Consider the following 26,074-nt stretch of genomic DNA (forward strand, 5'->3'; position numbering starts at 1 on the left):
ATGGTTGACTATATATAATGAGTAATTTATAATTATATACAGAACATAAGTTCGATGAGAGGATGGTGTATTTATGAATAATATAGATTCAAATAAATTAAAAGCAATTGAAGCTGCCATGGGGCAAATAGAAAAACAATTTGGTAAAGGATCAGTTATGAAATTAGGAGAAGAATCTACTTTAAATGTAGATTGTATATCAACTGGTTGCTTAGATTTAGATATTGGACTTGGAATAGGTGGAGTTCCAAGAGGAAGAATTATTGAAATATATGGACCTGAAAGTTCAGGTAAAACAACAGTTGCACTTCATATTGTAGCTGAAGCTCAAAAGCAAGGAGGAGCAGTTGGTTTTATTGATGCTGAGCATGCTTTAGACCCTTCATATGCTAGAAAAATTGGTGTTGATACAGAAAATTTAATAGTATCTCAACCAGATACAGGAGAACAAGGATTAGAAATAGCTGAAGCGTTAGTTCGTTCAGGAGCTATTGATGTTATAGTTGTTGACTCAGTTGCAGCACTTGTTCCAAGAGCTGAAATTGAAGGAGAAATGGGAGATGCCCATGTAGGTCTTCAAGCAAGACTTATGTCACAAGCACTTAGAAAACTTGCAGGAACAATAAGTAAAACAAACTGTGTTGCAGTATTTATAAATCAATTAAGAGAAAAAGTTGGAGTAATGTTTGGTAATCCTGAAACAACTCCAGGTGGAAGAGCTTTAAAGTTCTATGCATCAGTTAGAATGGATGTAAGAAGAATAGATTCAATAAAACAAGGTGAAAATATTGTAGGTAATAGAACAAGAGTTAAGATAATAAAGAATAAAGTTGCACCACCATTTAGACAAGCAGAATTCGATATTATGTACAATGAAGGTATTTCAAGAGAAGGAAATATAATTGATGTCGGTGTCAAAGAAGAAATTGTACAAAAAAGTGGGGCATGGTTCTCATATGGAGATATAAGATTAGGCCAAGGTAGAGAAAATGCAAAAGGATATTTAAAGGAAAATCCAGAAGTAGCTTTAGATATTGAAAATCAAATTAGAGCTAAACATAATCTTCCTCTTGCTAAAGCTGTAGAGCAACCAAAAGAGGAAACAAAGGCAAAAGAAAAAGAGAATAAATAAATTTATTAGTTAACTAATAAAATAAAATTTTTAAAGTAAGGCGTCCTAAAAAGGTTAGCCTTACTTTTTTTATAGAAAAGGATAAAAATTATAAGGTAAAGGTTTACTTAAATTAAATATAAGAAGTTGAAATGTTGAGTAAAAAAGAGAATTTGTGAGAATAATAAAGAAGAAGGTAGGTTTAGTACTTAAAGTTACTCAACTTGACATAATTTTATTTTTACTATACAATAATAACAAATACTGGTTTATCATATTCCAAAGATAACAGTGAGAACACATTATGACACCTACTACGCTTTCACTTAAAAATAAGCGAGGGGGTGTTAATATGCCACAAATTGTACCAATGATTATAATTGATATAGTTGTGCTGTTAATATTAGGAATAGTACTTTACAAAACAATACAAAGTACATCAAAAAACAAAGTAGAATCTCTTGAGAGAGAGGCTGAAAAGCTTGTAGAAGATGCAAAAAGAGAAGCAGAAGCTATGAAGAAAGAAGCTATCCTTGAAGCAAAGGAAGAGGTTCATAGATTAAGAAGTGATTTAGAAAAAGATTCTCGTGAGAGAAGAAATGAAATCCAAAGGCTTGAAAGAAGAGTTTTACAAAGAGAAGAATCTCTTGATAAAAAGAGTGATTTTCTTGAAAAGAAAGAAGAAACCATTAATGGTAGAATGAATGACATTGAACAGTTAGAGAAAGAAGCTAATAATCTTCATGAAAAGAGGAGAGAGGAACTTGAAAGAGTTGCTAATCTTTCAAGTGAAGAAGCTCGTCAAATCATTTTAGATGAAGTAAAGAAAGAAGTTTCTCATGAATCTGCTATCATGATAAAAGAGATTGAAAGCAAGGCTAAAGAAGAAGCTGATAAAAAGGCGAGAGAAATAGTTACAACAGCAATACAAAGATGTGCTGCTGATCATGTTTCAGAAACTACTGTACACGTTGTAGCATTACCAAATGATGAAATGAAGGGTAGAATAATAGGTAGAGAAGGAAGAAACATTAGAACCCTAGAAACTTTAACAGGAGTTGACTTAATTATAGATGATACTCCAGAGGCAGTAATTTTATCAAGTTTTGATCCAATTAGGAGAGAAGTTGCTAGAATGGCACTAGAAAAGTTAATAGTAGATGGTAGAATACATCCAGCAAGAATCGAAGAGATGGTAGAAAGAGCTCAAAGAGATGTTGAAAACGACATTAAGGAAGAAGGAGAACAAGCAACACTTGAAACTGCTGTTCATGGACTTCATCCAGAGCTTACAAGATTACTTGGTAGATTAAAGTATAGAACTAGTTATGGCCAAAATGTGTTAAAGCATTCCATAGAAGTTTCATACTTAGCTGGTTTGATGGCTTCAGAATTAGGTTTAGATGTTACTTTAGCTAGAAGAAGCGGTTTACTACATGATATAGGAAAAGCTGTAGATCAAGAACAAGAGGGACCACATGCAATTATTGGTGCAGACCTTGCTAAGAAATATGGTGAATCAAAATTAGTAGTAAATGCTATAGGAGCCCATCATGGAGATGTTGAAATGCAATCTTTAGAAGCAATATTGGTTCAGGCAGCAGATGCAATATCAGCAGCAAGACCAGGAGCAAGAAGAGAAACATTGGAGGCATATATAAAGAGATTAGAGAAGTTAGAAGAAATAGCTAACTCATATGAAGGTGTAGAAAAGTCATATGCCATTCAAGCTGGTAGAGAGATTAGAATTATGGTTAAACCAGATCAAATTGACGATGCTGGATCAGTTGAACTTGCTAGAAATCTTGCAAAGAGTATAGAAGAACAATTAGAATATCCAGGTCAAATTAAAATCAATGTTATTAGGGAAACTAGAGCAACTGATTTTGCTAAATAAAATAATAAACATTAAAATACATTTTGTTTTACAAAATGTATTTTTTATATTATAAAAGAAAAATAAAGGAGTTTTAAAATAAAAGTAGAATAATATATATTGTGTCGTGATATAGCAAATATAGCATTGATGTAAACGATTAGTAAAATGTAGGAGGAGAAATAAGAATGGAAGTATTAAAAGTTTCAACAAAATCAAACCCAAATTCAGTAGCAGGAGCATTAGCTGCAATAATAAAAGAAAAGAATATTGTAGAAATTCAAGCAGTAGGAGCAGGAGCAATAAATCAAGCAATTAAAGCAATTGCTATAGCAAGAGGCTTTGTGGCACCAAGCGGAAAAGATATAATATGTGTACCAGCCTTTACAGATATTATTATAGATGGAGAAGAAAGAACTGCAATAAAACTTATTGTACAACCTAGATAATTAAAAGTTATAAATAAATTATATTTAATTAAATTATGTTTAATTAAATTATTCAATGGTTGAAATTTTTCTAAAAAACATTTATAATGAAATGGTTAATAGAAAATTAACCTATAAAAATAAAGCAAAGAGGTGTATTTACATGATATCTAAAGAGGTTTTAGTTAAGAACGCTACAGGTTTACATGCTAGACCAGCAACTTTATTAGTTAAAAAAGCGTCTTCATTCAAATCAGATGTAAGCATAGAATTCAACGGAAAGAAAGCAAACGTTAAGAGCTTAATTGGAGTTCTTTCATTAGCAGTAACAGCTAATTCAACAGTAAACGTTATTGCTTCAGGAGATGACGAAGCTTTAGCTGTAGAAGAAATTTCAAAATTAATCGAAAACTTAGAAGATTAATTATTAAAGATAAAAGGTTCCTATTTTGTAGGAACCTTTTTCTTTTTGTAAAAATATATGTATAAATTAAACTACATATATTTTATTTTAGAGATATTAATTTGCATCTAAATAAAAGACTTATTAAATTAATTCCAGATAAAGCGATAAGTATATATATTATTCTAGATATTATAGGGATACCACAAGTTATAAATGTAACTAAATTAAAGTTTAATAAACCTACAAAACCCCAATTTAAAGCTCCAATTACAACTAGTATAAAGGACAGTTTGTCTAATATGTTTATTTTACACATAAAAATCTCCTCCAATTACTATCTAAAATATATATATGAAAACATTAAATAAATAATAACCTTATAAAAAATTTTTTAACAAAAAGGTGAAAATAAAAAAATATTATGTTATAATACGAACTATATTATGTGATATTAAAAATATATTCGTACGGAGGTACTTTTAGATGAGAGATTTATATAGCACACCATTAAATTCAAGATATGCATCAAAAGAAATGAGTTATATTTTTTCTGATGATAAGAAATTTACAACTTGGAGAAGATTATGGTTAGCCTTAGCAGAAGGTGAAAAAGAATTAGGACTTAACATAACAGATAAACAAATAGAAGAGTTAAAAAATAATGTAGATAACATAAATTATGAAGAAGCTATAAAAAGAGAAAAAGAAGTAAGACATGATGTTATGAGCCATGTTTATGCCTATGGATTACAATGTCCAAATGCTAAGGGAATAATACATCTTGGAGCAACAAGTTGCTATGTTGGAGATAATACAGATATTATCATAATGAGAGATGCATTACTTTTAGTTAAAAAGAAAATTGTTACTGTATTAGATAGATTAAGCAAGTTTGCTTTAAAATATAAAGATATGCCAACTCTTGGATTTACTCATTTTCAACCAGCACAGCTTACTACAGTAGGTAAGAGAGCAACATTATGGATGCAAGATTTAGTAATGGATATAGAAAATATAGATTTCCTTTTAAGCACTTTAAAGCTTAGAGGAGTTAAAGGAACAACAGGAACACAGGCAAGTTTTATGAATCTTTTTGAAAATGATGAAGAAAAGGTTAAATTATTAGATGAAAAAGTAGCAAAAAAGATGGGCTTTTCTAAGTGCTATGGTGTAACAGGTCAAACTTATCCAAGAAAGCTTGATTCAATAGTGTTAAACACACTATCAGAGGTTGCACAAAGTGCTTATAAGTTTAGTAATGATTTAAGATTACTTCAAAGTATGAAAGAAGTTGAAGAACCTTTTGAAAAACATCAAATAGGATCATCTGCAATGGCATATAAGAGAAATCCTATGAGAAGTGAAAGAATGGGAGCCCTTGCAAGATATGTAATAGTAGATGCTTTAAATCCAGCAATTACAGCTTCAACACAATGGTTTGAAAGAACTTTAGATGATTCAGCAAATAAGAGATTATCAATAGCTGAAGGATTTTTAGCGTTAGATGGTGTTTTAAATCTTTATATAAATATAGCTGAAAACATGGTTGTATATGATAAAGTAATTGCAGCTCATGTAAATAATGAATTACCTTTTATGGCTACAGAAAATATAATGATGGAAGCTGTAAAAAGAGGTGGAGATAGACAAGAACTTCATGAACAAATAAGAACTCACTCAATGGCTGCAGCTCAAAGAGTAAAGGGAGAAGGTCTTAATAATGATCTAATAGAAAGAATAATTAGTGATAATACTTTTAGTCTTAAAGAAGAAGAAATTAGAGAAATTATAGATCCAAATAAATTTATTGGTAGAGCTCCAAGTCAAGTTGTAGAATTTATTGATGAATATGTAACTCCAATTATAGATAAGAACAAAGATGCTATAGAAGTTAAAAGTGAAATTAACGTTTAATTAACTATTAAAACTAGAAGTTATATATTTTAACTTCTAGTTTTTCCCTTTATAATACAAACAAATCTATGCTATAATACATTTGTTTGTATAGAAATGAGGGAATGAAAAAATGAATAAAAAAAGTAAAATTATAGCAACTACATTAATTTATTTTGTTATGATAATAACTGCAATAACAGAAGGATTAATAAACATATTTACAGTTCCAATAAAAAATGATTTTCATATAACAGATACAAAGCTATCATTAATGTTTATGTTTGGTACAATAGCATATTTAATATGTAATTATGTAGGGGGAGCACTTTGCGAAAAAATAGGTCAAAAGAAATTATTTTTAATAGGATTATTTGGAGCAGCATTAACTAATTTACTACAAGCTTGGTCTCCAAACTTTACAATATTTTTAATTGCCTTTGCAATTATTCAAGGATTTTTAGGATTAATGTCTATAGCTGCAAATACAGTAATACCTATAATATGGATTACAGGACAGGCCATAGCAATGAATTTAACTCACTTTGCATATGGAGTTGGTCTTTCAGCATCACAAAAGCTGTCTGGAGTACTTATGACAGATGGTGTAGGTTGGAGAAGAATTTATATAGGAGCAGCAATTCTTACAATAATTGTATTTGTAATGTTTTTATTTATTAAACTTCCTTCTGTAAAAAGAGAAAAAGAAGAGGAGAAAACTTCCTTATTAGTAGTGTTACAAGATAAGTTAGTTTGGTTCTTTTTTATAGGATTAGGTTTTTATATAATGGCAGAACAAGGTACAGGAAGATGGCTTCCTACATATATAAAATCTACATATAATAATATGACAGAATCAAAAATAGCTTCATATATATCAATTTTTTTCTTGTTATTAACAATAGGAAGATTAATTGGTGGATTTATAGTTGAAAAGATAGGTTCAATGAAAGCTGTAAAAATATTTTCCTTAATTGGAGGTATTTTATTTGTTATTGGATTATTAGTTGGTAAAAATGGATTATACATAGTATCATCTGCAGGATTTTTCTTTTCAATAATGTTTCCAACTATAGTTGTTATTATAAGTAATACATTTAAGAAAAATACAGCTTATATTACTGGAATAATAATAGCCCTTGGAAGTGTTGTAAATACAGTATTAAGTTTACTTGTAGGAGTAATTTCAGATTCAATAGGAATAAAATATGCAGTATTTATAATGCCAGTATCAATATTAATTACATTTGTATTTTTAGTTTTGGCAAGTAAAGTTATAAAATCAAGATAACTATTTAAGCTGAATGCATTAGGTATGTATTCAGCTAATTTTTAATTTAAATATGTTAAAAATTTAATTAAAAGATGAGAATATATATTATTAAGGAGTAATATAAAATGGAAAATAAAAAAAATGAGTTATATAATATAATAAATAATATAGAAAAGTCAGATAAAAATATAATGGATGAAGCTAAAGAGAGGATGGATTCTTTAGCAAAGCCTTTAGGAAGTCTTGGAGAACTTGAAAAGATAGGGATTAAAATAACTGGAATAACAGGTTCTCTTAAAAATAAATTTAAAAAGAAATGTGTTATTATATTTTCTGCTGATAATGGAGTTTTTGAGGAAGGCGTTGCAAGTACTCCTCAATATGTAACTGTTGCCCAAACTATTAATTTTACTAAAGGGTTATCAGGTGTTGGGGTAATTGCAAAGGAAAATGGAAGTGACCTTATGATTGTTGATGTAGGAATAAATAGTTCACTTAAAATTGAAGGGGTAATAGATAGAAAAATAAGAAGGGGAACTAATAATATAGCAAAGGGACCTGCAATGACTGAAGATGAATGTATACAGGCTATATTAACAGGTATAGAAGCCTCTAAAAAAGCTTATGATGAAGGTTATGATGTACTAGGTGTTGGGGAAATGGGTATAGGGAATACAACAACTAGTAGTTCAGTTTTAATAGCATTAAAAGAATGTGATATTGAAGCTGCTGTAGGAAGAGGCTCAGGTCTTACAAATGATGCATTTAATAAGAAAAAGATGGTTATTAAAAAAGCTTTAGAAATTAATAAACCAAATAAAGATAATCCAATAGATATATTAATGAAGGTTGGAGGCTTTGATTTAGCTGCAATGACAGGAGCCTTTATTGGAGCTGGTTATTATAAAATTCCAATAGTTATAGATGGATTTATATCAGTAGTTGCAGCTCTTTTAGCAGTTAAATTAAATGAAAATATAAAAGATTATTTATTTGCATCACATCTATCACAGGAAATAGGATATTCTTTGGCAATTAATGAGTTAGAATTAAAACCTATGGTTAACTTAGATATGAGACTTGGAGAAGGAAGTGGATGTCCAATAGCCTTTTCTATAATAGATACAGCAAATGCTATTTTAAGAAATATGGCTACTTTTGAAGAGTCAGGAATTAATTGTGAATATTTAGATGAAATAAGAGATGAAAAATGTTATAAAATATAATTTACATAAAATTTAGGAGAATATAAATGAAGATAGGAATAATAGGTGGAACTAGAAGTGGAAAATCATTTCTTGGTGAAAAATTATGTAAAAAAATAAATATTTCAGATAACATAATATATATTGCAACAATGAAACCAAATTGCAGTGAAGATTTAAGTAGGATAGAAGGTCATTTAAATAGAAGAAAAGGGGAAAACTTTAAAACTATAGAGGCTTTTAAGGATATAAATAATATAAAAGGTAAAATTAAAGAAGATGATACTTTATTATTAGATAGTGTTACAACTTTATTAAACAATGAAATGTTTACAAAAGATGGAATAAAAGAAAAGCTACATAAAAAAATAGCTAAAGACATAAAAGAATTAAGTGAACTTTGCAAAAATATTGTAATTGTAAGTGATTATATTTTTAGTGATTCAATTATATATGAATCTTTTAGTGAAAATTATAAAAGAGAGCTTGCCTATTTAAATAGAAATATTATAGAATTTTGTGATGTTGTTATTGAATGTACTTACAACAATTATGAAATACATAAAGGAGAAGTAGAAGGGAGAAAATTAATAAATGAAATATATTAGAAGTTTTCTTATGGCAGTATCAATGTTTTCAGTAATACCTGCTCCAAGATATAAATGGGATGATAAAAATACAAGGCATATATTAAAGTTTTATCCAGCAGTTGGATTAATAATAGGAATACTTTGGTTTGCACTTTATAATATACTTAAATATTTTAATATAAATATTGTACTAATAAGTGCTATACTTTTAATATTTCCTATATTTATTACTGGAATGCTTCATTTAGATGGGTATATGGATATATGTGATGCAATTTTATCAAGAAGAGATAGGGAAGAAAAGCTTAGAATACTTAAAGACTCTTGTACTGGAGCTTTTTCTGTAATAAGTGTAATAATATTATTAATAATTGAATTTGCATCTATTTATACAATATTAAGTGATAATAAAAATGTTTTATTTTTATTATTTATTCCTATAATATCAAGAAGCTTTATGGCACTTATAATATTAATAAAAAAAGAAATAAAAGAAAGTACCTTAGTAAAAATTTTTAAAACTAAGACAAATTCCTTTGATAGAGGGCTGCAAGTTATAATATTAATAGTTCTATTAATTATTATATTTTTTACTATGGGAATATTATATGACGGAATTTTAATTATAATGTGCTTAGCTATGTTATATAAAACAGATAGAAATATTAAGGAACTTGGGGGAATAAATGGTGATGTAGCAGGTTATGGGTTAATTATTGGTGAAGCTACAGGATTATTATTATTAGCATTAATATAGGAGAGAAAAATATGATATTAGTTTTTGGAGGAGCTTATAATGGTAAGTTATCCTATGTAAAAAATAAATATAAAATAAGTAATGAAGATATATTTTACTGTAATTGTGACAAACTTAACTTTAATAAAAAAGTTATATCAGGATTTCACATATTTGTTAGGGAAAGAATTTTAAATAATAAAGATGTTTTAAAGTACATAGAAGATAATATAGAGAATTTAAAAGATAAGATAATTATTACTGACGATATAGGTTCTGGAATAGTTCCTCTTGAAAAGAAAGATAGAGTATGGAGAGATGAACATGGAAGAGCTATTCAGTATTTAACTTTAAATAGTGAAAAGGTTATAAGAGTATTTTTAGGAATAGAGAAGGTTTTAAAGGATGTATAAATTAAAATTATATTTAATAAGACATGGAAAAACTGAAGCTAATGAAAAAAGATTATATTGTGGAGTAACAGATATATCTCTTACAAAAGAAGGAAGAGAAGAGTTAGTAAAACTAAAAAAGCCTTATAGGGATATAGATGGATATTATACAACAGGATTAAAAAGAACTAATGAAACAATGAATATATTATTTGATACCTGTAAGTATGTAGTTGAGGAAGGTTTTAGAGAATATAATTTTGGAGATTTTGAAATGAAAGGTTATGAAGAATTAAAAACCTTAAAGGATTATATAAATTGGATAGAGGATACAGAAGGAAATTATATTATTAAAAATGGAGAAAGTAAAAAACAATATAGGGAAAGAACAAAATTAACATTTAAATCCTTTATAAATAAACTTATAAAAGAAAATAAAAAAAATGTTATATTAGTATGTCATGGAGGAACTATAGGAACTATTTTAGAAGAGTTTTATAGTAATGAAAAAGATTTATTTAAATGGCAGCCACCTTGTGGAAGAGGTTATGTACTTAACATATTAATAAATAATGAAAATATTAGAATTAGTAGTATATCTAATATTTAAAAATAAATAAGTTTTACATAGGAGGTTACATATATGAGAAATTTAAAAAATTTTAAAATATCTGCTTTAATACTTTCTCTTATACTAGTTTTAGGTATTTTTGCAGGTTGTACAAACAAAACTAAAACTATGAAAGATAGAGCAGGAAATGACTTTAATGTACCTAAGAAAATGGATAGAATAATATCTACTGCACCATCTAATACAGAAATTTTAGTAGCATTAGGTCTTGGAGATAAAATAATTGCAACAGATAAATATTCAAAAGATATAGAGGGTGTAAATAAAGATGCCACTACATTAGACTTTTTACATCCAGATGCTGAAAAGATAGTATCCCTTAAACCAGATATAATAATTGCATCAACTCATAATAAAGCAGGTGGTAGCGATCCATTTAAAGCTATTAAAGATGCAAAAATACCAGTTGTATATATTAAAAGCAGCGAAAACATAGAAGGAATATATGGAGATATTGAATTTTTAGCTAAACTAACTAATACAGAAGATAAAGGAAAAGAATTAGTTTCTAATATGAAAAAGGAAATAGATAGTATAAAAAAAGTTGGAGATAAAATAAAAAATAAAAAGACTGTTTATTTTGAAATAGGTTCAAGTCCTTCACTTTATAGTTTTGGAGAAGGAACTTTCTTAAATGAAATGATAGATATAATTGGAGCAAAAAATATATTTAGTAGCGATAAAGGATGGATTTCACCTAGTGCAGAATCAGTTATAGAAAAAAATCCAGATGTTATTTTAACAAATGTAAATTATATAAAAGACCCTGTTAAAAAAATTGAAGAAAGAAAAGGATGGAATACTATAAAGGCTGTTAAAAATAAAGCTGTATATCAAATAGATACAAACTCATCATCACGTCCATCACAGCATATTATAAAAGCTTTAAAAGAAATGGCAAAGGATATATATCCAAATGAGTACAAGAACTTTTAGTAAGAGAAAAAAAGCTTTATTAACTATTCCTATAGCTTTTTTAATAATATGTATTGGAACTTCTATTGGAAGTTCCAATATTAATTTATTTGATATTTTTTCAATAATAGGAAATAAAGTTTTAAATATTCCTTTAGGTTATAGAATAACAGGGCAAGAGGTTGCAATTATATGGGAACTTAGATTTCCAAGAGTTTTATTAGCATTTTTAATAGGAGGGGCTTTATCAGTAAGTGGTGCAGCCATTCAATCTATTTTAAAAAATCCATTAGCATCTCCTTATACTTTAGGTGTTTCATCAGGTGCAGGCCTTGGAGCTGCTTTAGTAATAATTTTTGGATTTAATGTTTCATTTTTAGGAGATTTTACTTTACCAATAGTTGGCTTTATATTTGGGTTACTTACGGTTATAATAGTAATATCATTTTCAAAAAGAGTAGATATATTTTTATCTAATAACACTATAATATTAGCAGGAATGGTGTTTTCCTTATTTTTAAATGCCATACTTACAACAGCTGGAGCTTTAAATGGAGATAGCCTAAAGGCAATTTCACTTTGGCAGATGGGATCCTTTTCCATGAAAGGCTGGAGCTATGTTTGCGCATTTATTCCTTTTTTACTTATAGGAATGGTTGGGATTTCACTTTATACAAAGGAAATGGATATATTAACCTTTGGTGAAGATAATGCAAAGTCAGTTGGAGTAGATACTAACAAAGTAAAAACAAGGCTTTTTGTTTTTACTGCAGTTTTAGCAGGAAGTGCAATATCTTTAAGTGGTATAATTGGATTTATAGATTTAATAGCGCCACATATTGTAAGGAAGATTTTTGGAGCTAAACATAATTTAGTAATACCTATGTCTTTTATATTAGGAGGAAGTTTAATGGTAATTACAGATTTAATATCTAGAACTATAATATCACCATCAGAACTTCCAATAGGAGCAATTACAGCATTAATAGGGGCACCATTTTTTGCTTATATATATTTTAAAAAGAAGTAGGTGTAAAAGTGATAGAAGTTAAAAATGTATATACAGGATATAATAAAATTAATATTATTAAAGATATAAGTTTTAAAGTGAATAAAAATGAATTATTTTGTATAATAGGACCTAATGGATGTGGAAAAAGTACTTTATTAAAAGCAATAGCAAATATTAATGATTATAAAGGGAGCATAAAAATATTTAATAAAGAGATAAAGGATTTTAATAGAAAAGATTTAGCTAAGAATATAGCATTAATGTCTCAAATAACAGAAATATACTTTTCTTATACTGTATATGATACTATTTCTTTAGGAAGGTATTCTCATATAAATGGAGCCTTTTCTACTTTAAGTTTAGATGATAAAATAATTGTTGAAAATGTAATTAAGGATTTATCTTTAACTAATATTAAAGATAAATATATTAGTGAACTTTCAGGAGGACAACTTCAAAGGGTATTTTTGGCAAGAACAATAGTACAAGATCCAAAAGTTATATTACTAGATGAACCAACTAATCATTTAGATTTTAAACATCAAATAGAACTTTTGGATAATATAAAAAAGTGGTGTAAAGCAGGAGACAGAGCAGTAATAGGTGTTTTACATGATTTAAATTTAGTAAATTTATATGCAGATAGAGTTGCCCTTATAGATAATGGGAAAATAGTAGATATAGATTATAGTGAAAATATTTTAAAGTCTAAAAAACTTGAAGATGTTTATGGAATAAATATAAGAGAATTTATGTTAAAAGTTTTAGAAAAGTGGAATTAAGGAGAAGAAAAAATGGAAAAGTTTATTTTATCATATAGTTGTGGAAAAGATAGCACATTATCATTATATAGATTAATAGAAAAAGGATATATTCCAGTAGGCCTTATTGTAACGGTGAATAAAGATGAAGATAAATCTTGGTTCCATGGAATACCAAGTGATATATTAGACAAAGTATCAGAAGCATTGTCTATTCCTCTTATAAAGGTTAATTGTGTAGGAGATGAATATGAAAAAGCTTTTGAAGAAGCATTAAACAAAGGGAAGGCTATGGGAGCTAAGTTTTGTGCCTTTGGAGATATAGATATAGATAGACATAGAACTTGGTGTACAGATAGATGTAACAATGTAAATATGGAAGCAAAATTTCCTCTTTGGCAGGAAGATAGAGAAAAACTAACTAAAGAATTTATAGATAATGGATTTAAAAGCATAATAAAATGTTGTAATGATACTGAGTTAGATGAAAGCTATTTAGGAAAGGTTTTAACTCATTCTCTTGTAGAAAAAATAAAAAAAACAGGTGCAGATCCTTGTGGTGAAAATGGAGAATATCATACCTTTGTTTATGATGGACCTATTTTTAAAAATGAAATAAATTTTAAAATAGGTGAGAAATTTAAAAATAATAATTATAATCATATTTTAATTACAGATAATTTATAGAGGTGAATATAATGAAAAAGAATATAATGGTTTTAGGAACTGCATCTTCTGTAGGAAAGAGTACTGTTTTGACAGCTTTATGTAGAGTTTTAAAGAAAAAAGGATATGATGTAGCACCTTTTAAAGGAATTAATGTATCTTTAAATTCAACTAAAAATAAAATGGGTGAAGAAATTGCTAAAGCTCAATTTATTCAATCAGAAGCTTGTGAAATAACTCCAAAAGGAATAATGAATCCTATTTTAATTAAGCCATCTTCAGATAATAAAGCTAAAATATTTGTTAATGGAAAATCCTATTGTAATAAAGAAAATTGTAATGATGATGAAGTAAACAAAGATTTAAAGGAGTTTTTAAAGGAAGGTTTTGAAAAATTATCAAAAGAATATGATAATATAATTGTTGAGGGAAGAGGAAGTGCCTTTGATGTAAATGAAAAATGCAATGAAATGTCAAACTTTTATATAGCAAACTTAACAAATTCAGATGTAATATTAGTAGGGAATGATGAAAAAGGTGGAGCACTTCCATCAATTTATGGAACTGTAATGTTACTTAAAGAGGAAGAGAGAAAATTAATAAAAGGAATAATAATAAATAAAGTTAAAGGTGATATAAAGGAATTTAAGAATAATATAGCTATTCTTGAAGAAAAGTTAAATATACCAGTTTTAGGTGTATTACCTTATAAAGAATTAACAATAGAAAATGAGGAAACAGTTACAAAAAGGCTTAGAAGCAATAAGAGAAGCGGACTTAATATTGCTATAATAAAATTGCAGCATATATCAAATATTACAGATTTTTATCCTTTAGAACTTGAAAAGAATGTTAATATAAGATATGTAAAAACTCCAAATGAGCTAGAAGGAGCTAATTTAATAATATTACCTGGAAGCAAAAGTATAACTTATGATTTAGAATATATTAAATCAAATGGATTATATGATAAAATAATAGAATTACAAAAAAATGGGGCTACAGTAATGGGTATATGTGGTGGATTCCAGATGTTAGGTAAAAATATAATTGACTCCTCATCTAATGAAGAAGATAATAAGATTATAAAGGGTTTTAATATGTTACCCCTTAATACTACATTATCTTCTGATAAAAAAACAGCTATTTCAAATGGAATTGTCTGTTCTATGAAAAATGAATTAAAAAGTCTTTCTAACATAAGAGTTTATGGATATGAAGTTCATAATGGTTTTGGAGAAATGCTAGATAATGGAGAAGTATTTATTATTGATAAAAATAATAATGTAATAGGTCTTTGCAATGAAAAGGGCGATGTATTTGGAACTTATATTCATGGAATATTAGAAGGCGAAGAATTTAGAAAAAATTTGATAAATGATTTAAAGAAAAAATATAATGTAGTTATTGAAAACAGCAAGGAAGAAAAAGAACATTATAAAAAATATAAATTAGAACAATATGATAATTTAGGTGAATTTTTTGAAGAACATATAAATATGGATAAAATTTTAGAAATACTAAATAATGAAAAAGAGGAGGGAACTAAGGAGAAATCTTTAGAAGAGTAATATGAATTATGTATTAAATGTACTAGCTATAGCTGGAATGTTTTATATTCTAGATCTTTTTTGGAGACATAGTAAATTATATAAATCTATAGCTTCAAATAAAATAATAAATAAAAAAAACACTAAGATAATATTAGCATTAATATCAGTAATATTAATTGTAATTTGTATATTTTTAGAAAAAATATTTAGTGGATATTTATTAGGCGAAGATAAGATGAAGCTTTTAATTAAAGGTTCTAGTTTACTAGTATTATATTTTGTAACTTCATTTATATTTAATGATAATTACACACAAAAAACAGATAGCACAAAATAATGTGTTATCTGTTTTTTGTGTGTTAGGCATATTTTAATAAGAGCTAATTAATATTAAAAAATACAATTATATTTCTTAAATAAAATACTCGTAAATGATGATTAAAATAAAAACAAAAAAACTAAGAAACACAAAAAATTAAAAAATATAAAATTTAATAGGAAACTTCCATAATATAAATTATGGAAGTAATAAAATAAAAAATGAACATAATGTTCACAAATATAATCTTTATAAATTATATAAATAATAATATTCAAGTGATATAATATACAAAAAAAGACATTTAAAAAGGAGACTTATATATGAATTTAGATTATTATATTGGAACAAAAATACTTTTTGGAGAAGGAAAACTTAACGAAATAGGTAATATAGATTTACCAGGTAAAAAAGCTTTAATTGTAATTACATCTGGTACATCAATGAAAAAGTTTGGATATTTAGATAGACTAAAAAGTCTTTTAGAAAAAAATAATTGTGAATATGTTGTTTTTGATAAAATACTTCAAAATCCTATTATTGAACATGTAGCAGAAGGTGCTAATTTAGCTAGAGAGAAAAATTGTGATTTTATAATTGGAATGGGTGGCGGAAGCTCAATTGATTCTGCAAAAGCAATTAGTTTAATGGCAACAAATAATGGAGAGTTCTGGGAATATGTAAAGGGACGTAAAATAGAAAATGATCCATTAAAGGTTATTGCTATTACTACAACAGCAGGTACTGGTACAGAAGCAGATGGTATTGCAGTTATTTCAAATAGCAAAACTAATGAAAAGATTGGAATAAAAAATGAAAAATTATTCCCACATATAGCTATTGTAGATCCTGAATTAATGCTTACAGTTCCTAAAAGATTAACTGCATTTCAAGGATTTGATGCATTATTCCATTCAACAGAAGGATATTTAGCTAAATGTGCTTCTGATATATCAGATATGTATGCGCTTAAAGTTATTGAACTTATATTTAAATATTTACCAATAGCTTATGAAGATGGAAATAATATAAAAGCTAGGGAAAAGGTAGCTATTGCTAATACTTTATCAGGATTTATGCTTTCAATTTCTTCAAGTATTTCTTCTCATGGAATAGAGCATGCTTTAAGTGCTTTTTATCCAAAATTAGAACATGGAGCAGGTCTTTTAATGATTTCAGATGCATTTTATAAATTCTATAATACAATTGCACCAAATAGAATGAAAGATATGGCAAGAGCAGCAGGTGTAGATGTATCTTCTATGAGTGATGTTGAAGGTGGGGAAGCATTTATAAAAGCTTTAAATGATTTAAGAGAAAAATGTAATGTTAATGATTTAAAGATGTCAGACTATGGAATTAAAAAAGAAGAAAGTAGAATGTTTGCCGAAAAAGCAATGTCATCTATGACAAGGGTATTTGCACAAGATAGAAGACCATTAACTGAAGATGAAGTAGTAAAAATAATAGAAGATTCTTATAAATAGAAAATAATATTTATATAAAGTAAAAGCCCCAAATGTTACATATACTTTAATTTAACATTTGGGGTTTATAATTAATAATTGATATTTATTTTTTTATTTAACTTTGTATATCCATCCTTTTGGAGCCTTTACATCACCAAATTGTATTCCAATTAAAGTGTCATAAAGTTTCTTAGTTATAGGACCAACTTCAGTTTCACTATAAAAAACATGAAGATTATCTTTATAAAAGATTCCACCAATAGGAGTTATAACAGCAGCTGTTCCACAAGCACCTGCTTCTTTAAATATATCTAATTTATCTATAAATACATCTCCTTCAATTACTTCCATATCGAAATAATCTCTTGCAAGTTCAAGAAGAGAATATTTAGTAATACTAGGTAGTATTGATGGTGAAAGTGGAGTTACAAATTTATTATCTTTAGTTATACCAAAGAAATTTGCAGAACCAACTTCTTCAATTTTTGTGTGAGTTGCAGGGTCTAGGAATATTGCATCAGCAAAACCAAGAGATTTAGCCTTCTTTTGAGCAATAAGACTTCCAGCGTAGTTTCCTCCAACCTTTTGAGCTCCTGTTCCATTTGGAGCAGCTCTATCATAATCAGATACCATAAAGTTAACAGGTTTCATGCCACCTTTAAAATATGGTCCAACAGGAATACAAAATATAGAAAATATAAATTTACTAGCTGGCTTAAGACCGATATTATCTCCAACCCCAATTATAAATGGTCTTAAGTATAATGTAGCACCTGTTCCATATGGAGGAACATAATCTTCATTAGCTTTAATAACTTTCATACATGCATCAATAAATTTTTCTTCTGGAACTTCTGGCATAAGAAGTCTGTTGCAGCTATCATTTAACCTTTTAGCATTTCTATCAGGTCTAAATAATTGAATGTCTCCATTTTTTGTTCTATATGCCTTTAATCCTTCAAAGCATTGTTGACCATAATGAAGAGCAGGTGCACCTTCTTCGATAGTAAGTTTATTGTCTGTTACTAATTTACCTTCATCCCATTTGCCATCTTCCCAAATTGATATGTAGCGAAAATCAGTTTTCATGTAATCAAAACCTAAATTTCCCCAATCGATATTTACTTTACTCATAATAGTCATTACCTTAAGTAGACTTAAAGTAACTTGCCTCCCTTCAAAATTGCTTACATTAAATATTATATTATAAAAGAAATGTCAGATAAAGAAAAAAATCAATTTATTTTGTCATATAATAATAGTATTAAAGATTGTATTTTTGCTAAACTAACATATTTATAATTATTTGTTAACAAATTAATTCATAAAATTTAGTATAATAAAGCATTAGAATAATTAATAAAAGGAAAATTAAAATGATTATTAAAAATTTACAAGAAAAACTTAAAGAGGCATATCCACAAGCTATAGTATCACTTACAATATTATGTGTAAATTTAATGTTTTTTGGATTAAATAATATTATAATTGCACCATATATGACATTAACTTTTATAAGAATGAAAAATTATCTAACAATAGAAAAAAATGTATTTAAGCCTTTATTTATTCATTTATTTATAGGAGTTTTAGCTTCAGTTGCAAGTGATCTTTCGGCAGGAACATTTATTATAAATTTAATAGCAGTTTTTGTTTTAGCATATTTTTTAACAGATGAATATAATCCAAGTAGTTACTTCCCATATTTAATGGCATTTGTATTTCTTCAAATATTCCCTACAAGTATACATGAGATTCCTAGAAGACTATTAGCTATATTTGTATCTTACATAATAGTATTTATTGCATTGAGAATTATATCTCCAAGGGGAGTGCATTCTAAAATATTTCAATTAATTAAAGATGGTATGGATAATATAAGCATTCAATTAGAGTTTATAATTAATAGAAATTTTAAAGATATTAAAAATAAACAATATGAATTATTTGAAATATGTAAAGAGCTTAATAGGTTTGTTTATTCAAGTGGAAAGAAAAAATACTATCCATTTATAATTGTATTTCATCATATGATTAATATAGTATCAGAACTTGTAGAAAATAAAGATAACTTAAATGAAAAGAGTATTAAAAATCTTAGAAAATTATTTTTAAATTTTGAAATGTTAATTAAAAACAAAAGAAATTATAGTAATATGATTTTAGACTTTTGCTCAAAAAATTCATTTAATAATGAAGAAATAAATTATTATATTCATTACATGTTAAATTATTATTCTTTGGCATTAATTGAAGCTGAAAAATCAAATAAAGAAGGATTAAAAAGATATCTTAATTTTAAAGATTCAAAGGAATATTTTAAAAAGTATAGTAAATATAATTTCTCCTTAAATGGATTTAAAATAAGATTTTCAATAAGGCTTGCCTTACTTATAGCAATATCATTTTCTGTAGAAAAGATGTTTTCTATTCCTAAAGGATATTGGATACCTATGACAATCTTTATTTTAACTTTACCTTTTTATGAAGACAGTAAAATTAAAGTAAAACAAAGATTTAATGGGACAATTTTAGGCTTATGTATTTCATTTATATTATTTTCAATTTTTACAGGAAAAGTATCACATATAATAATACTTATAATTACTACATTTTTAATGTATGCATTTAGTGATTATGGAACAATGACAATTTATTTAACATGTTATTCTTTAGCTATAACTACAATATCAATGGGAGATAATGAAGCTATAATATTAAGATTTTTATATACAGCTATAGCAGCAGTTACTGTATTATTTGCTAATAATTTTATATTGAAAAATAGAAATCACATTGAGCTTATAACTATGATAAATAAATTAATTGAATTAGATAAAATACTTTTAAGTAAAATTAAAGATATATTAAATGGTGATTTTAATAAAAGTGAGTTAAGGCTTATAATATATTCTTCTTATTTAATAAGTGGTAAATTAGAAATGCATTACTCTAAAAGGAGTAATGAAAATTTTAAAAAATTATTACTTGAAAATAATCAATTAGTGACTTTATTAGCTCACAATTGTATTATATTTTCTAATGAAAATAAGCATAACTTAAATAAAATATATATAGAGGAATGTATAAGCAATATAAATGATATTTTTGATTATATGGAGGAATCCTTTAACAATGAATTAAAGGAAATAAAGGATTATTGTATAAATATAAATAATATAAGACATAAGGAATCTTATGAAAATATTTTATTATTAAAATGCTTAAAAAAAGCAAGTGATGTTAGTGATGATCTTATAAATCTAAAAAAAGATTTATAAATTATAACTTGAAACAATATGTTTAAAGTTTATATATTTATTTATGATATACTTTTAAAAAAGGAAAATATTATTATATAAATATTAGAAGGAAGATGAGAATATGTGTAATATAGTAAAATCATATTGGGGAATGGATTTAAAGCCTTTAGTTGTAGGAAAAGGAAGCAATACATTAGCTGTTGTGCTACCTGGAATAGGATATACTTTAGATAGGGCAACACTAGAGTATTCATCATCATTAGCTTTAGAACTTGGTTTTGATTTACTGAAAATAGAATATGGATTCCAAGTTGGAAGAGATACATTTCATCCAGAAAGTGAATTTAATATTATTGTAGAAGAATCTCTTGCATTACTTAAAAACACATTAAATTGTAAATATAAAAATATAGTATTTATAGGGAAAAGTGTAGGAACTTGCGTTCAAAGTATATTAAATAATAGCATAGTTGGTTATAATATGGTAAATATTTATATAAGCCCTATAAATAAAACTGTAGATATTGGAATAAAGGAAAATTCATTAGTAATTACAGGAGAAGCTGATCCCTTATTATCAAAAGAAAATGATGAAAAGATAGAGAATATAAATGGAGTAAAATTTATAAGTATAAGTGGTGCAAATCATGCTTTAAATGTTGAAGGTGATTCTATAAAGAGTTTAGAAATTCAAGTAAATATAATTAAATGTATAAAAAAATATTTATCACAGATTTCTCTAAACTATTAGAAAAAAAGCTTAAGGAGAGTTCCTTAAGCTTTTTTATACAAAATGTATACTTAAATAGTAATATATATTATTATAATTTAAGTGAATTTACAAATACTATAAAAAGTTATATTAAATAAAATAATGTAACATATAATAAGTTTATGCATTTTAATATAAATAGGAGAAGATAGTATGGTATTAAATAAAGATTATTTTAAAAATAATGCTTTAGATTTGGCAAAGGATTTACTTGGAAAAGTTTTAGTTAGAGAGATAGATGGTAAAATAATAAAGGGTAGAATTGTTGAAACTGAAGCTTACATTGGTAATGGAGATAAAGCTTGTCATGCTTATAATGGAAGAAGAACTAAAAGAACTGAAATACTTTATTCAGAAGGTGGAGTAGCTTATATTTATCTCATATATGGAATGTATAATTGTCTAAATATAGTTTCAGGAATAAGGGAGGAAGCAGGGGCTGTATTAATTAGAGCTATTGAACCTCTTAATGAGTTTGACTATATTTCTAAAAAAAGGTTTAATAAAGGATATGATGAATTAAAAAACTCTCAAAAAGTTGCACTTACAAATGGTCCTGGGAAGTTATGTAAGGCTTTTTCAATAGAAAGGGATTTAAATTGGTGTAAGCTTTATGAAAAGGGTGATTTATACTTAACCTATGATAAATTTAAAGATTTTAATATAATAACAACTAAAAGAATTGGGATAGATTATGCAGAGGAGGCAAAAGATTTCCTTTGGAGATTTTATATAGAAGGGAATAAATATATTTCCAAAAAATAATACATTATAAGGAGTTACAATATGGATTCAAAATATTTTATAGAAAATTTAAATATGGAAAAGCATCCTGAGGGAGGATATTATAAAGAGTCCTTTATTTCAGAAGAAACTTTAAAAGTTAATGGAGAAGAAAATAAATTATGGACTAGTATATACTTTTTATTACATACAGGAGAAGTATCTCATTTTCATAGATTAAAATCAGATGAAATGTGGTACTTTCATGCAGGTGAAGCTCTTACTATATATATGATATCACCTGAAGGAGAATTTATAGAAAAACAATTAGGACTTAATATACATAATGGAGAAACACCTCAGGTTTTAGTACCTAAAGGATTTATATTTGGATCTTCTATGAATAATGAAGGATTTTCATTAGTAGGTTGTATGGTAGCACCAGGATTTAGATTTGAAGATTTTGAATTGTTTAATAGGGAGGATTTATTAAGCAAATATCCTAATTATAAAAATATAATAGAAAAGTTAACTTGTAAGTAGAAAATAAAAAAACAGCAAATCTTATTTTTTAGGGTTTGCTGTTTTTTTTTGTTAAATTATAGTTTAAATTAAATCATCTAATCCGTTAACCTTAGCTTGTTCATCATCATTAATAGGAATAACTATACATTTTTGTCCATCAATTACTTGAGATTTTATTTGAGGTACTTTTTCAGGTTTAACTTGAAGTACAACATCATACTCAGATGTAATTTCAGAATGTACTGAAACTTCATTAGTATTTTCATCATTAGCTTCTAAAATTTCCTTTGAAATTTCAGTAGAAGGTTCTTCATTATTTTCTAAAGTTTCTTCTATAGCATCTTTTAAATCCTCTTCTAAAGGTATATTATCTTCATTTATTTTTGTAAGAGCTATTTCTTCATCTGAAGAAGTTTCTTTTGTAACTTCTTCAAGTCTAGTTTTTAATGCTTTGACTTGATTTTTTAAATGTTCTTCCTTTTTTCTTTGCTCATTTGCTTTAAGTATTTTTGAGTCAATTAAATTTTCTACTAAAGGAATATCATCACCAAAATTTTCTATATAAGATTTTTCAATTTTAGTAGTAAGTTCTTTAGGAACTCCACTTTCTATTAAAATATTTTGTACGTCTTTATCCTTTAAAGTTATTGGATCACAATCTGTATCATCATACATATCATTATATTCTTCTACAAAATTATTTAAATTTTCTTGTATATCCATAAAAACTTTATCAGCTAATTTTTCATCAGCACCAAAAGAATCTTTAACAATTGACTTAAAGGTTTCTTTTTGTATAGTAGCAGTTTGTTTTGAGTAGCATCCTAAAGCCCCTTCCATTAATTCAGGGTGAGGATCTTTTGCATTTTTTGTATAATACATAATAGAGTTAACATCTGAACTACGATCAATAAAAGCAGGAAATACAAAACCATTAACTGGAGGTTTAACTACCCAATCTCTAATACGTGCTTTTATTGTATTTTCTTCCTCAAAATATCGAAGACCTGGTTTTGAAAGCTCAACAGGACATATTGCACATAAAATATATTCATATACTTCTTCTGATTCATCTATTTTATTGTTATCACTTGTTTTAGTTAAAATGTCATAGGAATCATTAAAAAGAAGTATTAAAAAATTACCTGTATAATCATAATTATCTATAATTGATTTATAAAAATCATCAAGTAAAGTATCATCTTTAAATTGACTACTTTTAAGTTTCATAAGTGAAACTTGTTTTTCATTTATAAGATCCTCATTAAGTGGAAATTTAAGTTCTAAAATATTATTTGATATAGTTCCAGATAGAACTTTTTTAGCAAGTTCTAGGTATTTAAAATATTCATCTTCATCTAAATTAAGAAATGTTTCTTTAAACTTCAAAATAATATTTTTTTCACCATTAACATAACAACCACACATTTTACTAAAGGTGCAGTAGTCTTTTTTAAAACGCTTTTTTAATTCAAGTATATCTTTTTTTCTCATATATATAAACTCCTTAATTTAGTATTTTATACTTTTTTATATTAATTATTATCATTATATAAGTATAGTATTTTTTTCATATTAATTAAAGATTTTATTAGAAATACTTAATTAATAAAATTATATTTAAGTTGTTGACTTTAAACGTTTTAAGGAGTATTATACTTAACAAAATATATAAGTTTTTTTATACCTTTAAATAAATGGGAGAGTGATTTTAATGATAAAAATAATTAAAGATAGGTTTAAGGATATGGTTATCATTGTTACAGGTGCAGCAGGTGGAATAGGAAAAGCTATTGCTTTAAGAGCTGCAAAGGAAGGTGCAAAATTAGTTTTAGCAGATGTTAAAGAAGAAATGAGCAAAGAAACTTTAAAGGAAATAAAAGAAATAACACCAAATGTAGAATTTGTAATAGGTGATTTAAAAGAAGCAGATAATTGTAAAAAGGTAATAGATACAGCAATAGAAAAATTTAATGGTTTAGATATATTAATAAATGATGCAGGTATAACAGGAACTCCTGCTCCAGTGCATGAAATGTCAGAGGAAATGTTTAGACATGTTTTTGATTGTAATGTTATGACTGCATTTAATTGTTCACATTTTGCTATTAAAGAAATGCTTAAACTCGATAAAGGTGGAGCTATTATAAATGTTTCATCAGTAGCTGGACTAACAGGTTTTCCAGGACATTCAGCTTATGTAACATCAAAGCATGCGCTAAATGGTTTAACAAGGAATATGGCATTAGATTATGCTAAAAATGGTATAAGAGTTAATGCTGTTAATCCAGGAACAACAGATACACCAATGTATCATGAAGCATTAGAATTTTTAAAACGAAAAAGAGAAGAGGCTAAAAAAGCTGGGATAGATACAAAGGGTGGAATAGTTTCTGGAAAAACAGTTTCTCCACAAAATAGAGTAGCTTCAGCAGAAGAAGTTGGAGATGTTGTATTATTTTTAGCATCAAATGAAGCAAGTAATGTTACAGGAATATTTATGCCTGTTGATGGAGGCTTTACAGCTTTTTAAAATGAGAATTTATGAAAGCGCTATAATATAAAAACAAAAAAAGGGTAGCTAAATTTGTTTATTATAAGAATCTAGTTACTCTTTAAATTAATAAAGAGCATAATTAATATAACTATAAAATTAAAAAGGAGGTATATAACATGGATAAAACAAAGAAATTTACCCCAACTAAAGAAGAGGCTTGTAGATTGGCAGATGACTATTGGAAAAATTTATCACAATATAGTGAAAGGTTTCTTGATGAATTAAGTGAGACAATAATGGCAAATGCTAAATTAGGACGATATGAAGTTATGAAAGAAATTCTAATATCTGAAGAAAAATACATAAAAGATAAGCTTCAAGATGTTGGATATGACATTGAATTAATTCCGAAGGACGATAAGTATGATTTTATTAAAGTTAAATTTTATGAAAGTGTATAATATTAGTTAACTAATCAAAGGCAAAAAGGGAAAAATTGAATTTCTATTTAAAATTACAGTTTTTTAAAGTCATGTAATATATAAATTTTACATGACTTTAAATTTATAAAAGATAAATGGGAGATGAGGATATTGCTAAAATTACTTAGTATGAATGAGAAAGAACTTAAGGTTTATTTAGAGCATATAATTAAAATTTATGCAAGTGAAAAAGTTGAAGCTAAAAATTGGAATGAGGAAGAAGCAGAAGAAAAATCAAGAGAACAAATAATGAAAACGTTAGAGAAGGGAATTAATGAAGAAAATCAATATTTATTTGTTATTAATTATAATGATAATTTTGCTGGATATGTATGGATTGAAATATATAAAGATGAAGGAATGATTAATGATATCTGGATAAAAGAAGATTTACGTGGAATTGGACTAGGCAAAAAAACTATGAAACTAATAGAGGAAAAGTTTAAGGAATTTAATGTAAATAAAATATTATTACATGTATTTTATCATAATAAATATGCTATTAAATTATATGAGGATTTAGGTTATAAAATATCTAATTTATATATGTATAAAATTTTATAATAGATTAAAGTA

28 protein-coding genes are annotated in these 26,074 nt (G+C 26.6%); 25 read left to right on the forward strand and 3 right to left on the reverse strand.

What is annotated here, in order from left to right:
• Positions 1-73: 73 nt before the first annotated feature.
• The 4 genes from recA (at position 74) to J2S18_RS04435 (ending at position 3,839) form a co-directional block, all read left to right on the forward strand.
• The gene (gene recA / locus J2S18_RS04420; protein WP_307483758.1) at positions 74-1,132 is read left to right on the forward strand and encodes a recombinase RecA; all 1,059 of its coding nucleotides are present in this window, start codon (positions 74-76) and stop codon (positions 1,130-1,132) included.
• A 331-nt stretch (positions 1,133-1,463) separates the two neighbouring features.
• Complete coding sequence (rny, locus tag J2S18_RS04425; protein ID WP_307483760.1) at positions 1,464-3,008, forward strand: ribonuclease Y; 1,545 nt, start codon at positions 1,464-1,466, stop codon at positions 3,006-3,008.
• 167 nt (positions 3,009-3,175) lie between these two features.
• A complete protein-coding gene (locus tag J2S18_RS04430) occupies positions 3,176-3,436 on the forward strand; it encodes a stage V sporulation protein S (RefSeq protein ID WP_204595302.1) in 261 nt (86 codons plus the stop codon).
• A gap of 142 nt (positions 3,437-3,578) precedes the next feature.
• Positions 3,579-3,839 (forward strand): HPr family phosphocarrier protein, encoded by a 261-nt coding sequence (locus J2S18_RS04435; RefSeq protein WP_209795230.1) that lies wholly within the window; start codon positions 3,579-3,581, stop codon positions 3,837-3,839.
• Positions 3,840-3,921: 82 nt separating this feature from the next.
• On the opposite strand, the gene J2S18_RS04440 is transcribed toward J2S18_RS04435, so the two are convergent.
• Positions 3,922-4,137, reverse strand: a complete 216-nt coding sequence (locus J2S18_RS04440) for a DUF378 domain-containing protein (protein WP_307483766.1) — start codon at positions 4,135-4,137, stop codon at positions 3,922-3,924.
• Positions 4,138-4,304: 167 nt separating this feature from the next.
• Here J2S18_RS04440 and purB point away from each other — a divergent pair, with 167 nt between their 5' ends.
• The 14 genes from purB (at position 4,305) to J2S18_RS04510 (ending at position 17,254) form a co-directional block, all read left to right on the forward strand.
• Complete coding sequence (gene purB, locus J2S18_RS04445; RefSeq protein WP_307483768.1) at positions 4,305-5,735, forward strand: adenylosuccinate lyase; 1,431 nt, start codon at positions 4,305-4,307, stop codon at positions 5,733-5,735.
• A 112-nt stretch (positions 5,736-5,847) separates the two neighbouring features.
• Positions 5,848-7,005: an MFS transporter gene (locus tag J2S18_RS04450; protein ID WP_307483771.1), complete on the forward strand. Its 1,158-nt coding sequence runs from the start codon at positions 5,848-5,850 to the stop codon at positions 7,003-7,005.
• 107 nt (positions 7,006-7,112) lie between these two features.
• Positions 7,113-8,213 carry a nicotinate-nucleotide--dimethylbenzimidazole phosphoribosyltransferase gene (gene cobT / locus J2S18_RS04455; RefSeq protein ID WP_307483774.1) on the forward strand — a complete coding sequence of 367 codons (1,101 nt, stop codon included), beginning with the start codon at positions 7,113-7,115 and terminating at the stop codon, positions 8,211-8,213.
• Between the two features lie 26 nt (positions 8,214-8,239).
• Positions 8,240-8,800 (forward strand): bifunctional adenosylcobinamide kinase/adenosylcobinamide-phosphate guanylyltransferase, encoded by a 561-nt coding sequence (locus tag J2S18_RS04460; RefSeq protein WP_307483777.1) that lies wholly within the window; start codon positions 8,240-8,242, stop codon positions 8,798-8,800.
• Positions 8,787-9,539 (forward strand): adenosylcobinamide-GDP ribazoletransferase, encoded by a 753-nt coding sequence (locus tag J2S18_RS04465; protein ID WP_307483781.1) that lies wholly within the window; start codon positions 8,787-8,789, stop codon positions 9,537-9,539. Before J2S18_RS04460 ends, J2S18_RS04465 begins: the two co-directional genes overlap by 14 nt.
• Positions 9,540-9,550: 11 nt before the next feature.
• Positions 9,551-9,931 (forward strand): bifunctional adenosylcobinamide kinase/adenosylcobinamide-phosphate guanylyltransferase, encoded by a 381-nt coding sequence (locus tag J2S18_RS04470; RefSeq protein ID WP_307483784.1) that lies wholly within the window; start codon positions 9,551-9,553, stop codon positions 9,929-9,931.
• Positions 9,924-10,520: a histidine phosphatase family protein gene (locus tag J2S18_RS04475; RefSeq protein ID WP_307483785.1), complete on the forward strand. Its 597-nt coding sequence runs from the start codon at positions 9,924-9,926 to the stop codon at positions 10,518-10,520. Before J2S18_RS04470 ends, J2S18_RS04475 begins: the two co-directional genes overlap by 8 nt.
• A 33-nt stretch (positions 10,521-10,553) precedes the next feature.
• The gene (locus J2S18_RS04480; protein WP_307483786.1) at positions 10,554-11,477 is read left to right on the forward strand and encodes an ABC transporter substrate-binding protein; all 924 of its coding nucleotides are present in this window, start codon (positions 10,554-10,556) and stop codon (positions 11,475-11,477) included.
• Positions 11,458-12,486 carry a FecCD family ABC transporter permease gene (locus J2S18_RS04485; RefSeq protein ID WP_307483788.1) on the forward strand — a complete coding sequence of 343 codons (1,029 nt, stop codon included), beginning with the start codon at positions 11,458-11,460 and terminating at the stop codon, positions 12,484-12,486. The genes J2S18_RS04480 and J2S18_RS04485 overlap by 20 nt, the downstream gene beginning before the upstream one ends.
• Positions 12,487-12,494: 8 nt before the next feature.
• Complete coding sequence (locus J2S18_RS04490) at positions 12,495-13,250, forward strand: ABC transporter ATP-binding protein (protein ID WP_307483793.1); 756 nt, start codon at positions 12,495-12,497, stop codon at positions 13,248-13,250.
• 12 nt (positions 13,251-13,262) lie between these two features.
• The gene (locus J2S18_RS04495; RefSeq protein WP_307483796.1) at positions 13,263-13,916 is read left to right on the forward strand and encodes a Dph6-related ATP pyrophosphatase; all 654 of its coding nucleotides are present in this window, start codon (positions 13,263-13,265) and stop codon (positions 13,914-13,916) included.
• 11 nt (positions 13,917-13,927) lie between these two features.
• A complete protein-coding gene (locus tag J2S18_RS04500; RefSeq protein ID WP_307483798.1) occupies positions 13,928-15,466 on the forward strand; it encodes a cobyric acid synthase in 1,539 nt (512 codons plus the stop codon).
• 1 nt (position 15,467) lies between these two features.
• Positions 15,468-15,785: a hypothetical protein gene (locus J2S18_RS04505; protein ID WP_307483800.1), complete on the forward strand. Its 318-nt coding sequence runs from the start codon at positions 15,468-15,470 to the stop codon at positions 15,783-15,785.
• A 305-nt stretch (positions 15,786-16,090) separates the two neighbouring features.
• Positions 16,091-17,254 carry an iron-containing alcohol dehydrogenase gene (locus J2S18_RS04510; protein WP_307483803.1) on the forward strand — a complete coding sequence of 388 codons (1,164 nt, stop codon included), beginning with the start codon at positions 16,091-16,093 and terminating at the stop codon, positions 17,252-17,254.
• Positions 17,255-17,347: 93 nt separating this feature from the next.
• Here the strand turns inward: J2S18_RS04510 and J2S18_RS04515 are convergent, their stop codons facing one another.
• Positions 17,348-18,370 (reverse strand): branched-chain amino acid aminotransferase, encoded by a 1,023-nt coding sequence (locus J2S18_RS04515; protein ID WP_307483806.1) that lies wholly within the window; start codon positions 18,368-18,370, stop codon positions 17,348-17,350.
• Between the two features lie 242 nt (positions 18,371-18,612).
• Here J2S18_RS04515 and J2S18_RS04520 point away from each other — a divergent pair, with 242 nt between their 5' ends.
• From J2S18_RS04520 to J2S18_RS04535, 4 genes are all read left to right on the forward strand, one after another.
• Positions 18,613-20,517 (forward strand): FUSC family protein, encoded by a 1,905-nt coding sequence (locus J2S18_RS04520; RefSeq protein WP_307483808.1) that lies wholly within the window; start codon positions 18,613-18,615, stop codon positions 20,515-20,517.
• 103 nt (positions 20,518-20,620) lie between these two features.
• Positions 20,621-21,250, forward strand: coding sequence for an alpha/beta hydrolase (locus tag J2S18_RS04525; RefSeq protein ID WP_307483810.1), 630 nt, complete (start codon positions 20,621-20,623; stop codon positions 21,248-21,250).
• 174 nt (positions 21,251-21,424) lie between these two features.
• Entirely contained in the window at positions 21,425-22,036 is a 612-nt protein-coding gene (locus J2S18_RS04530) for a DNA-3-methyladenine glycosylase (RefSeq protein WP_307483812.1), read from the forward strand.
• Between the two features lie 21 nt (positions 22,037-22,057).
• Entirely contained in the window at positions 22,058-22,537 is a 480-nt protein-coding gene (locus J2S18_RS04535) for a cupin domain-containing protein (RefSeq protein WP_307483814.1), read from the forward strand.
• Between the two features lie 63 nt (positions 22,538-22,600).
• Here J2S18_RS04535 and J2S18_RS04540 read toward each other — a convergent pair whose 3' ends face one another.
• On the reverse strand, positions 22,601-24,013 hold the full coding sequence (locus tag J2S18_RS04540; protein WP_307483816.1) for a DUF4317 domain-containing protein: 1,413 nt from the start codon (positions 24,011-24,013) through the stop codon (positions 22,601-22,603).
• A gap of 220 nt (positions 24,014-24,233) precedes the next feature.
• Between J2S18_RS04540 and J2S18_RS04545 the strand changes: the two genes are divergently transcribed.
• From J2S18_RS04545 to J2S18_RS04555, 3 genes are all read left to right on the forward strand, one after another.
• On the forward strand, positions 24,234-25,052 hold the full coding sequence (locus tag J2S18_RS04545; protein WP_307483819.1) for an SDR family NAD(P)-dependent oxidoreductase: 819 nt from the start codon (positions 24,234-24,236) through the stop codon (positions 25,050-25,052).
• A 140-nt stretch (positions 25,053-25,192) separates the two neighbouring features.
• Complete coding sequence (locus J2S18_RS04550) at positions 25,193-25,477, forward strand: hypothetical protein (RefSeq protein ID WP_307483821.1); 285 nt, start codon at positions 25,193-25,195, stop codon at positions 25,475-25,477.
• A 132-nt stretch (positions 25,478-25,609) separates the two neighbouring features.
• Positions 25,610-26,062: a GNAT family N-acetyltransferase gene (locus J2S18_RS04555; RefSeq protein ID WP_307483824.1), complete on the forward strand. Its 453-nt coding sequence runs from the start codon at positions 25,610-25,612 to the stop codon at positions 26,060-26,062.
• Positions 26,063-26,074 lie beyond the last annotated feature (12 nt).

Origin of the sequence: Eubacterium multiforme (assembly GCF_030813415.1) — a bacterium.
Taxonomy (GTDB): Bacteria; Bacillota; Clostridia; order Clostridiales; family Clostridiaceae; genus Clostridium; species Clostridium multiforme.